This is a genomic window from Candidatus Paceibacterota bacterium, from assembly GCA_041661265.1.
Lineage (GTDB): Bacteria > Patescibacteriota > Minisyncoccia > JAHIHE01 > JAGLIN01 > JBAZUT01.
On sequence record JBAZUT010000025.1, the window covers coordinates 1 to 9,480 of the forward strand.

5 protein-coding genes are annotated in these 9,480 nt (G+C 45.8%); all 5 read right to left on the reverse strand.

Annotated elements, in window-relative coordinates:
- Positions 1-115: 115 nt before the first annotated feature.
- The 5 genes from WC788_09665 to WC788_09685 all read right to left on the reverse strand — a co-directional run bounded on the left by WC788_09665 (position 116) and on the right by WC788_09685 (position 9,278).
- Positions 116-967, reverse strand: coding sequence for an AIR synthase related protein (locus WC788_09665; protein MFA6097863.1), 852 nt, complete (start codon positions 965-967; stop codon positions 116-118).
- A gap of 149 nt (positions 968-1,116) precedes the next feature.
- Positions 1,117-5,019: a phosphoribosylformylglycinamidine synthase gene (gene purL / locus WC788_09670; GenBank protein MFA6097864.1), complete on the reverse strand. Its 3,903-nt coding sequence runs from the start codon at positions 5,017-5,019 to the stop codon at positions 1,117-1,119.
- 154 nt (positions 5,020-5,173) lie between these two features.
- Positions 5,174-6,076 (reverse strand): GNAT family N-acetyltransferase, encoded by a 903-nt coding sequence (locus WC788_09675; GenBank protein MFA6097865.1) that lies wholly within the window; start codon positions 6,074-6,076, stop codon positions 5,174-5,176.
- Between the two features lie 4 nt (positions 6,077-6,080).
- Positions 6,081-8,570 (reverse strand): ATP-grasp domain-containing protein, encoded by a 2,490-nt coding sequence (locus WC788_09680; protein MFA6097866.1) that lies wholly within the window; start codon positions 8,568-8,570, stop codon positions 6,081-6,083.
- 309 nt (positions 8,571-8,879) lie between these two features.
- On the reverse strand, positions 8,880-9,278 hold the full coding sequence (locus WC788_09685; GenBank protein MFA6097867.1) for a hypothetical protein: 399 nt from the start codon (positions 9,276-9,278) through the stop codon (positions 8,880-8,882).
- Positions 9,279-9,480 lie beyond the last annotated feature (202 nt).

Below are 9,480 nucleotides of genomic sequence, written 5' to 3' on the forward strand. Positions count from 1 at the left end.
TAAACCGGTATGCTTAAGGACAAGAAGAGACGATCGTATTGCGAGTGGCTCAAGGCCATTGACACCTTAGTCTCTTCTTCCTGCCCTTAAGTATACACTATTATCCCTATCTCCTTTATATGACATAAACGAAAGGCTCCTGCGCTCTCATCAATTTCCTCCAGCCATGCCCGGTTATGTTCACCGCATAATGAATGTCTATTCCGGCATTCAGGCAATCTTCAATGACTTTGACATAGATAACTGTCGGATCCAGCAGAGACTCTCCGTAAGTCCTGCCGTCAGAAAGCGGGGTCAGATAGCCTCTTGGAAGCTTGCCGGCAATCTTTCGGGCAAGCGTCAGGCCATTAGCATGAATCCCGGAGCTTTCAAATATCACTATCGCGTCACCATTTTTGATATTTGCCTTGATCAGCTTATTTTTGGGCTTCGCAATTCCCACAGCGGAACCGCTCAACACAACCGTTCCGGGAATTATTATATCCTTAAGCGTGGGAGTTTCTCCGCATCCCCAAGCGCACCCGGCCATATTGCATGATTTTTTCCATCCGATTATCAGTTTTTTGCTTCGTTTTTTATTTTTCACCCAATCTGAGTTTCCCAATCCCAGATGCATGGCAGTTGCTATGGGCATGATCCCGAGAGTTATCATGTCGTTAAGGATCATTGCAAGAGTATCTTGCGCGATCTTGTCGTCATAGCTCTTTCCGGTAAGCTCGAACATTGCATCTGCAACAAGACTTTTTGTTCCAAGCCCCTCTTCAACAAAACCGAGATAATATTCTCCCATGTCTATAACATAGACACTTTCTCCTCGGCTCATTGAAAGTTCCTGAATTCCAAAACGCCTGATATTTCCCGCCGTTTCTTTTGCTGATTTTTGTGCCATTCTTTTAAACCAGTCCATGTCGGAATAGACCACGCCCGTTCCTGCATATGTCATTCCGGTTTCTTTCTTTTTCTTCATTATTTACCTCCGTACTGTATTTCAAGGCCATTTCCTTGATATAAAGAGATTATCATAAAGTTGGAATTGGTCAAGAAAAAATGATCCGGACATAAAAAAATCCCCGATTCATTTTCAGGGATATGCTTTTCATTTCACCTCCTAAGTTTTCAATTCTTTATTTCGTTTTCGATGCACCACGCATATGCGTTTTGCAACATTTTCATCCATGGACTGGCCTCCAGATCTTTCCAGTCTTCCGGCATCCACGGCCAATGCTGCAAAAGGAATGTACGATCCACCGCATGCCCCATCATGGCAAGATGCCTGCCATCAGGCGTGCATAGCGCGGTCATTCCCCTGGGACTGCCATTGCAATTGAGCGGATACTCTTCCGTGATCCTGCCCTTTTCATCCACGAATCTGAGCGGCGCCAATCCTTGCTTTTCGATAAGTTCCAGTAATTCCTTATCCGGGAAAAATAGCCGGCCTTCGCCATGCGCATTCCATATTCCAAATCTCGAACCCTCCATGCCTCTGAACATTATCGCGGGACTTGGGAGGATCTCGACCGTTGAGAACCTCGATTCGAAGCGCTGAGATCTGTTGCCGACGAATCTGGGCTGTTTTTCATCAGGTATTCCCTGCCATGGAACCCATCCTATGAGGGGCATCAGCTGGCATCCGTTGCAGATTCCAAGTGAAAAGGTGTCGGATCGCCTGTAGAATTCTTCAAACTGCGCTTTCAGCCCGGGATTAAACTTTATCACAGCTGCCCAGCCCCTCGCCGCGCCGAGAACGTCTCCGAAGGTGAAGCCACCGACGAATATTATCCCTCTGAAATCTCTGAGATTCGCGCGTCCTTCGGCAAGGTCGCTCATAGCCACATCTACGGCATCAAATCCTGCGAGCCATGCTGACTCTGCGGCTTCTCTGTCGCCATTACTTCCTTCTTCCCGGATGATGGCGATCTTCGGCCTGTTCTTTTTTCTCCTTAGAGAAGCTGGCGTCTTTTTCGGTTCAAATGTCAGCCTGTATGGAGGCGGAGTGACCAGCCTTCTGTTGACGATCGCTTCTTCGCGGACGCATTCGGGATTCGCCTGCAGCATTTCTATTGCCGTGCTGGTTTCTTCCCAGATGTGCCGGAGCGCCGTCATCTCTTCATCCAAAACCAAAGTTCCATTGTGCCTCACTTTGATCCTGCCGCCGTATTCCGTCACGAAGCCGATCACCTGCGCCGGTATTCCTTTGGCCTTGAAAAGCTTCATCACTTCATCCGGATCACTGCATTCGATCACCAGTCCCGGTTCTTCGGCAAAAAACGTTTCAAGCGGTCCGCTGCCGTTGTATATGGAAATATCCAACCCTACGTTTCCCGCAAAGGCCATTTCCGCAATTGTGACAATCCGTCCGCCGTCGCTCACATCGTGGATGGAGCTTATAAGATCCTTTCCGATCGATCTTTGCACCGCCTTGAATGTCTTCTTAAGCAGTTCAAAATCCGTAAGATCCGGACACTCATCGCCCAATTGCTCGAGGACCTGTGCCAGGATCGAACCGCCGAGGCGATTCTTGCCTTTTCCCAGATCCACAAGGATCAGCGTATTTCCCGGTTTCTTGATGTCTGCGGTAATGCTTCTTGTTGCATACTTCATTGGCGCGAAAGCCGAGATGATCGATTGGCCCGGAGCCGGTATCGTTTTCTTGGTGATCCCGTCCAGCAATTCAACTATGGCAGCCATGGAAAGGCTGTCCTTGCCTCCGATGATCGCCTGATGCAATTTTTCCAGCATTTCATCCAGGGAATCGATCGCATCGCAAAGCCATGCTCCTTCACCCGGAAGTTTCGCCGCGAGCATCCAATTGGCGAGGAATTTGATATCCTCGAATCTGGTGATCTTCGCTCCGCACAAGTTGAGAATGGCTTCTGCGACAGCCAGCCTCACCATCGCCTCAGGCGAAATGAGCCCCTTGATGGGCTGTTCGCCAATACTTATGGCCACGCCCCTATTATCCAAAACGCTCTGGACTATAGCCGCGTGATCGCTGAGCGGCAGATGATTCGGCCCGATGCATTGCTGCCTGGTAACTTTCGCGGTAACGCAACGATCGACCTTTCTTGTCAGGAATCCCTTGGAACAAACCGACGGATGACGCAAAACCAAGTTGAATGCTTCAAACACGGTCATATCCTCCGGAATCTCCAGAGGCCTCAAGTCTTTCGGAATTCTCCGGAAATCGAATTTCTTCTGCGGAAGATCGCTCAGAATCTTATCTAGCGGCAGATTTACGGGAGTCGAACCGTCAGTCTCGTCATAGAGAATGATCATTCCATCACCCGTGATCTCGCCTATAACAGCACACGGAACTTTCTCACGCTTCGAGATCTCCATAATGACGGGCAGGTCTTCCGGCCATATCAGAATGCCATATCGTTCCTGGGATTCATTGCCCCAATTCTCAAGAATTGACAGGCTTACGTCGCCTATTGGAATAGAACGCACTCTAATTATCGCTCCGGCCGGATCAACAAGCTCTGTAATGGCATTGCAATTTCCTCCCGCGCCTTCGTCCTGTATCACGATGATCGGATTTTTGTCCCCGAGCTCGACGCAAGCTTTTATCAGCCTGTTTACGCGCTGTTCCATTTCCGCATCTCCGCGCTGTACGGCGTTGAAATCCAGATGTATGGCATTCTGTCCCTGTATCATCGAACTTGCCGCCGATCCGCCCATGCCGATCCTGTATCCGGGACCGCCAAGGTGGACTACTAACATGCCCTTTTTAGGTTTTCCTTTCTCAATATGAACGTCGATTACGCCTCCAACACCGCCCACCCACATGATAGGCTTGATCCATGACCGATCTTCGGATTCGTAAGTACGGGTAACTCCGCCAATAACAGGAGTGCCTATACAATTTCCATATGCGCTTGTTCCGTTACTGGCTCCAATCATTATTTCCAGACCCGTTGCCAGATTCTCCGGATGGATCCAATATCTTTTTTCCCACGGAAGGATATAGTTAGGAATAAACAAAGATCCGCTGCAATATCCTGCAAACACTGCGCCTGCTATACCTCCTCGTCCCGCGCCAACTTTCTTGTCGCGTATCATGCCGCCGATTCCGGTTTCTGCTCCAAAGAACGGTGCAATGCCGGTCGGGTAATTATGCGTTTCCGCAGTCACTACCTGATGACAAAGCTGAATAAACGGCGAGAATGAACTCACGGTTGTGGGATCGATCGGAAGCAATGTTCTGACTTTTCCTCCGCGGATCACTGAACCCTTGAAGGCAACAACTGCATTTCCCGGATTTCTTTTCCATGGCGCCTTTATCGCATCCATAAGGCTATGCCCAAGCGGCATTCCATCGATGCTTATCTCGCCGTTGAAAAGATTGTGGCGCGCGTGTTCGGAAAATGTTCCCGCGGCCAATTGGAATAATTCCACGTCCGTGGGGTCCCGATGCAGGACATTGACGAACAGGTTATAGCACATCGTGATATCCTGTTCATCCATTCCGAGCCCGAGTTCGATGTTTATGGCAACCAATTCCTTGATCCCTTTTTCGATCAAAGGAATGATCCTTACCGGAGCCGGCTTTAAACCCGACTCAAAACTTTCCAAAGGCTTCGGATATCTCGCCTGGGTCATCCTGTCATAGAACATCGCCAGGAATTTTTCTTCTTCCTCGCCGGTCATTCTGACAGGAATGCCGAGGCGCGTTGAATATTCCAGGCGCGTCACCTTTTCCAGGGTGCAATCGCGGCATATATTGACCGCTCTTGTGGACCATGCTGTTTCGAAGTTCAGCCTCGGGCCCGCTTCCAGCACAGTGGGACATTCCGAAACGAATGACTCTCGGCTGAAATTAAACGGCTCATATGTCGCTCCAAGAATGTATTCCAGGACTCCTGTCTCTTTTTTGCTGAGCGGAGCTTTTGTTTCAACATAGAAACACCACTCCGTCATCATTTTCTTAAGGTCCCAGGCCGGTCTTTTCGATCCGTCCAATAGGATCTGGCCTATCTTGCCGGGATCAAAGAACCTCCTGTAAAATTTCTGTATCAATCTTTCATCCTCCTTTTGTTTAAAGATCAACCGGACCTTCCGATCCAGTCATAGCACAATACTAGAGTAAACCGGGATAAAAATCAACATCAAAAAAGATCGGACCGGAAACGCCGGCCGATCCCTGCAGAGATCGGATAAACCGCATTCTTTATCACTTTTTGATATAGATCCTCTCCGAAACCTTATTGAAATGCCAGTTCTCTTTCCATCCCAGATCCTCCAGGCCCGCATCATATTTTTCTGATCCGAGCGAAATAGCTTTTTTCAATTTCACCAGTATCGTATAGGTGCTGAGATCGGGATAATCCGCTTTATTGATCCCTGCGTTTATCCCGACAAATGTATCCCTGTATTCAAACGCCAGACTCACCGCTTCCAGTTTGCCCTTGATAATAAAAGACAGCATATGGAACTCCAGATCCAGTTCCAGAAGATCGCGGAATATCTCCCTTCGATGCGGTTTTAAAAACGAGCATTGTGCGCCGAACATTTTTATATTCAGATCCATCATCGACTCAATATCTTCAAATCTATTTTCCATTATTTCAATACCCATCGAATCGACCGCGTCATATCTTTTTTTGATCTTTTTGATCTGCCTGGCCTTGAATATCTTTTCGAGATATTCATCAAGCGTCTTTATCCCGCTGAAGTCAGCAATATATTTATGCTCAAGAACATCCAGGGACTTTGTGAAAGGATCCTCTCCGATAATATCTTCAAGCCTTGCAGGCTTGTCCAGCATTCCATAAAATTTGGAAATGTAGCTGTCATATCCGTTCTTTATGAAGATCCGGTTGTCTTCCATAAAGCATCCGCCGAAAAATTCGTAATATTTTTTTTCGGTATTATACTGGAGCGGCATGAGTCCGATGGGCGTTCCATCCAGGCTTGCTACATAAAAACTCAGCGGGAAAGCGAAATATTTATAAAAACAATACCGGAAATCCCAGTTGTCATAGATATTTTTTCCATCGCTAAATTCATTCCAAATGTCTTTGGCTTTTTGGATGTCGCTTATGCACTCGAATTGTAAAACTCTGTTTTCTGTCATGAGCTTAGATTATACCCGCCTGTAAATGATAATAGGGCGGCCTGTTCTTGTATCTGCGGATCGCCATTCTTATTATTTCTTCGATGAAATCTCCATATTCCAGTCCAGTGAGCATGGCAACGCTTGGAACGCAGTCCTTGATGTTGATCGAAGGATTCGGATTTAATTCAAGAACATAGGGATTATTATTCTCATCAACGCGTATCTCCACTCTTCCATAGTCATGGCAATCGAGAATGTTGTATGTGTCGAGCGCGATTTCGCTGATCAGAGTTTCGAGCTTCTTGCTTATATCCTTGGGCGGTCTTTGAACGACTATGCTCTTATAGATTGGATCACCCGTCCACTTTGCTGCAAAGGGATAGATGTGCCAGTATCCTTTCGGCATTTTGTGGAAAAGAGATCTCGAAAGAGGAAGGACTTTCAGGTCGTCCTCCTCGCTTCCGAGAATTGAAACGTCATATTCATCCCCTTCTATGAATTCTTCTATGAGGGCGGGGCGCCCGATTTCAACCAGGATCTTTTTCAGCTCCCTGTCCAATTCTTCCCGATTCATGACCACGGAATCATTCGTGATCCCTATCGAATTGTCCGCATTGGCCGGTTTCACGATAAGCGGATAATCAAAATCGTCCCTGAGCTTGTCAGTCATCTTGAACATATAGTCCCATTTCGGGGTCGGGATCTTGTGATAGTTGAGAAGCTTCTTGACCCTTATTTTGTCGATGCAAAGCCCGAGAGTAAAAGGATTCGATCCTGTGTAGGGGATCTGCAATGTGTCGAGGATCGACGCTGCATGAGGCTCAAGAAGGCTGGAATTGTTTATCCTCTCACAAACGTTGAAAACAAGATCAACCTCGCTTCTTCTAAGGTCGTTGAAGGCCTTCGGAAGGTTGTTGAAGTCAAAAAAACTCACCCTATATTCACGCTCTTTCAGCACCTTCTCGATATTCAATCCGACCGCCGTGAGCTCATTTTCGACAAGCAACCCATTGGACTTCTTGTCGTATGCATTACACGCTATGCCAATATGCAGATTCCTCTGATTCTCCGTCATCATGCCTCTTATCTTTTCGATCTTATATCCGCCGGTAGAAATTCCGTTCTTCAGCGTCGAAAAAGAAAAATGATCCTTTCTGGATGTCTTTCCGATCGAAGAAGCCGAATGGAACCTGGATACCTCGAACTTTATATATTTTGTCGCCTCCTCAAGATTATCCTGCGCATCCAGAAAATTATCTCCGGAAACGGTTATCCATCCCAAATATTCATATCCCTGCGGCGGAACAAGAACTGTGTCGCCCGTTTCCTTGAAAAACCTTATCTCCTCGACATATTTTTTCTTCTTTATCTCGGGATCCACGTCAAGCTTTGAGATTATCCCGGAACTTTCCGACAAAAAATCTTTCGAAACGACATATTTAAATGGTTCTTCCGGTTTTTTTATCCTCGGAATATAAACGCCCAGCGCGATCTTCAAAGCATTCTCTATGAGATCGACCTGCCACGCCTTCTTTACCGTTGAATATATCTCGTCTCCGCCCATACGAAGATTGACTTCGATAGGGACCGGACCTCTGCTTCCCATTTTCGCCTCCAAATGGATACAGCCGTTCTGAACGGATAATTTCTCCAGGATCTCGTCCGCCATGCGAGAGATCTCATTCTGATCTTTTTCCGGAAGGTTGGACGGGGTCGATCTTCCGGTCTCAATGAAGAACGGCTCCTTTGTAATGCTATTATCCGAAACTGAACAGAATTTTATCCTGCCATTTTGCACAAGTATATCGACATCCACCTCGTCGCCGTCAATGTATTCCTCGACCATAACACCCATTCCATCAGAAAGCGCAGATTCTATGGACGCTGAAATTGAATTCCTGATATATTTATAGCTTTTTTCAAGTTCTTTCTTGCTGTTAACTTTTATAACATAGGCGCTGCTTGATCCATAAACAGGCTTTATGACCATCGGAAAATCAAAAGCGGAAACCACATACTTTATATCCGAATCGGATTTGATCAGCTTATATTTCGGCACCGGGAGATCATTCTTTTTGCAGAAATCCCTGAAAAAGAATTTATTCCTCGCCCGCTGGGCGATGGCGAAAGGGATCCCGATCAGATTGAACCTATCGACGATACGGCTTGTCAGAAGGACATCATCCTCCCAAAAGGTGATCACACCGTCGATCTTCAGGTTTTCATTCCTGGCCATAAATTTTCCGACCTCATGTATCGATTCACCGTGATTGAAAGTATCAGCCAATATCCACCTGTCGACATAGGGCCTTGCCCAATTCTTTTCCTTATTCAAAACTATGATCTTAAGGCCCAGTTTTTTCATTTTTTGAAATATGAATTTCTTCCTGATCGATCCGGTATTTACGACCAATATAGTTTTTCCATGGAAATTTCCATTCGAAGCGGGCCGGATCCCGATATTTTTATCGCTCAAGGACTTGTTTGATCTTATTTTTCCGCTTGTCATCATTTTTTGGCTTATTTTAGTAAAATTGCACATAAAAAAAGGTTAGGCATAAAGTCAACCTTTCTCAAAGTTCGATAAAACTTCTTTTTGATGCCAGCCCCGGTGAGCATGTACTGGGAGGCTCGTCACCAATCGATATTTTAGCTGTAAATTCCATAAATTTGCGGTTTTTCCCGCTATATATAAATTACTGTTAATTTCACAGTCTTTATTATAGAATGGTATCCGAAATCAGTCAATCACGAAACTCACAGCCTGTTTATAACATATAATTCTATTTTTTCTGCAATTCCGGACAAAAACAAAAGGGGATCAAATTAATCCCCTGTTTTTCATAATGTTCAGGAAATTTTCCTGTTGGTCCGGTGCTCTGGTCTTGAGCCACTCGAATCCTTCGATCTTTCTTTCCATATATTCTACGCGTTTCTTGCTTTTCAACACATTTGTGAACATGTAGCGCGGAATTGCAGAAACTCCGATATATGCGACATAGATCGCGATCTGCAAGATCAAAAATTCCTTGATCTCATTTACCGTGATCAGCACATATGTGGAAGCTATCAACATGATCACCGTTGAGACGAGCACGATCTTTCTGCACTTGTTTTGATACCTGAAAGACTTTGTCTTTTCCAGTTCTTCGTTCTCGTTTTGTATCTTTTCACCAAATTCTTTTATTTTTGCATCTATTATCTCTGAAGCGTCGGTCATTTTTCCTCCTTTGTATACCTCCGACAGAATATCCTAGGGCATAATCGGCCAAATGTCAATCGGCATTCCCCGACCCCACTGCTGTCCAATTAAAACTACCAAAAGCTCATTTGTGGATTTTCTTGGATATTGAACTTATAAACATTTTTAAGGTTTAAGGATAACAAATCAATTAGGTTTCTTCTTGTCATAATCGTCTCTT